This is a genomic window from Streptomyces sp. SID3212, assembly GCF_009865405.1.
GTDB lineage: Bacteria > Actinomycetota > Actinomycetes > Streptomycetales > Streptomycetaceae > Streptomyces.
Genome location: NZ_WWJY01000763.1, coordinates 1 through 2028, shown reverse-complemented (window position 1 = coordinate 2028; position 2028 = coordinate 1). Strand labels below are relative to the sequence as shown.

2 protein-coding genes are annotated in these 2028 nt (G+C 69.4%); both read right to left on the bottom strand.

The features are described from left to right. Positions 1-232 (bottom strand): biotin/lipoyl-containing protein (locus GT042_RS23125; protein ID WP_345943880.1); only part of this gene is annotated, 232 nt, incomplete at its 3' end. 53 nt (positions 233-285) lie between these two features. Next, a complete protein-coding gene (gene lpdA / locus GT042_RS23120) occupies positions 286-1674 on the bottom strand; it encodes a dihydrolipoyl dehydrogenase (protein WP_161310646.1) in 1389 nt (462 codons plus the stop codon). Positions 1675-2028 lie beyond the last annotated feature (354 nt).

Here is a 2028-nt window from a genome sequence, read left to right as displayed (position 1 = left end):
CGTCGATGACGGCCAGTTCGGCGCCGACCTCGACGGTCTCGTCCTCGGCGACCTTGATGGACGCGAGCACACCGGCGACGGGCGCGGGGATCTCGGTGTCGACCTTGTCGGTGGAGACCTCGAGCAGCGGCTCGTCGGCCTCCACGCGCTCACCCTCGGCCTTCAGCCAGCGGGTGACAGTGCCCTCGGTGACGCTCTCGCCGAGCGCCGGCAGGGTTACGGAAACCGCCATGGTTTCAGTTGCTCCTAACGAATGTGCGGTAGGTGGTCGTCGCCCGGACTGAGTCAGTCGTGGGAGTGGAGGGGCTTGCCCGCGAGCGCCAGGTGGGCCTCGCCGAGCGCCTCGTTCTGCGTCGGGTGCGCGTGGATGAGCTGCGCGACCTCGGCCGGCAGAGCCTCCCAGTTGTAGATCAGCTGAGCTTCGCCGACCTGCTCGCCCATACGGTCACCGACCATGTGGACGCCGACGACGGCGCCGTCCTTGACCTGGACGAGCTTGATCTCGCCCGAGGTCTTGAGGATCTTGCTCTTGCCGTTGCCCGCGAGGCTGTACTTGAGGGCGACGACCTTGTCCGCGCCGTAGATCTCCTTGGCCTTGGCCTCGGTGATGCCCACGGAGGCGACCTCGGGGTGGCAGTACGTCACCCGGGGCACGCCGTCGTAGTCGATCGGGACGGTCTTGAGCCCGGCCAGCCGCTCCGCGACGAGGATGCCCTCGGCGAAGCCGACGTGCGCGAGCTGGAGGGTCGGGACGAGGTCGCCGACCGCGGAGATCGTCTCCACGTTCGTGCGCATGTACTCGTCCACGACGACGTAGCCGCGGTCGATCGCGACGCCCTGCTCCTCGTACCCGAGGCCCTGCGAGACCGGGCCGCGGCCGATCGCGACCAGCAGCACCTCCGCCTCGAAGGTCTTGCCGTCGGCCAGCGTCACGCGGACACCGTCCTGCGTGTACTCGGCCTTGTCGAAGAACGTGCCGAGGTTGAACTTGATGCCACGCTTGCGGAAGGCCCGCTCCAGCAGCTTGGAGCTGTTCTCGTCCTCGACCGGGACGAGGTGCTTGAGGCCCTCGACGACCGTGACGTCGGTGCCGAAGGACTTCCACGCCGAGGCGAACTCGACGCCGATGACGCCGCCGCCCAGGATGATCGCGGACTCCGGGACGCGGTTCAGCGTCAGCGCGTGGTCCGAGGAGATGATCCGCTCGCCGTCGATGACCAGACCCGGCAGCGACTTCGGTACGGAACCGGTCGCGAGCAGGACGTGACGGCCCTGGATCCGCTGCCCGTCCACGTCCACGGAGGTGGGGGAGGACAGCCGGCCCTCACCCTCGATGTACGTCACCTTGCGCGAGGCGACCAGGCCCTGGAGCCCCTTGTACAGGCCGGCGATCACGTCGTCCTTGTACTTGTGGACGCCCGCGATGTCGATGCCCTCGAAGGTGGCCTTGACCCCGAACTGCTCGCTCTCGCGCGCCTGGTCGGCGATCTCGCCCGCGTGCAGCAGGGCCTTCGTCGGAATGCAGCCGTTGTGCAGGCAGGTGCCGCCCAGCTTGTTCTTCTCGATCAGTGCGACGTCCAGGCCCAGCTGCGCTCCGCGCAGCGCCGCGGCGTAACCGCCGCTCCCGCCGCCGAGGATCACTAGGTCGAAAACGGTGCTGGCGTCGTTCGCCACGTCACGTCCTCCATGCATGTGCGCCGGGCGCGGTCATCGATGACCGTCGCGGCGGCTGGTCTTCGGCCGCTGATTCTTCGGCCCTGTGGTGGGGGCCCTGTCCTGCCGAGAACCCATCTTCGCACTTGTTCACGGCACGCGGGACGCGGGGCCGGGGTCCGGGACGTGTGATGGAGCACCCCGCACGCGCTAACGCCCGCACGAACGTCCGTATTTCTTTCACGGGGAGCCGCCCGCGGCGCGGGCCCGCCCGGTCCGGCCCGCGCCGGGGCGGGCCGGACCGGGCGGAAGGCTCAGCCCAGGTCGCCGGAGGCGGTGCGCTCGGCGAGCTTGACGAGGGTGCGGATCGCGGAG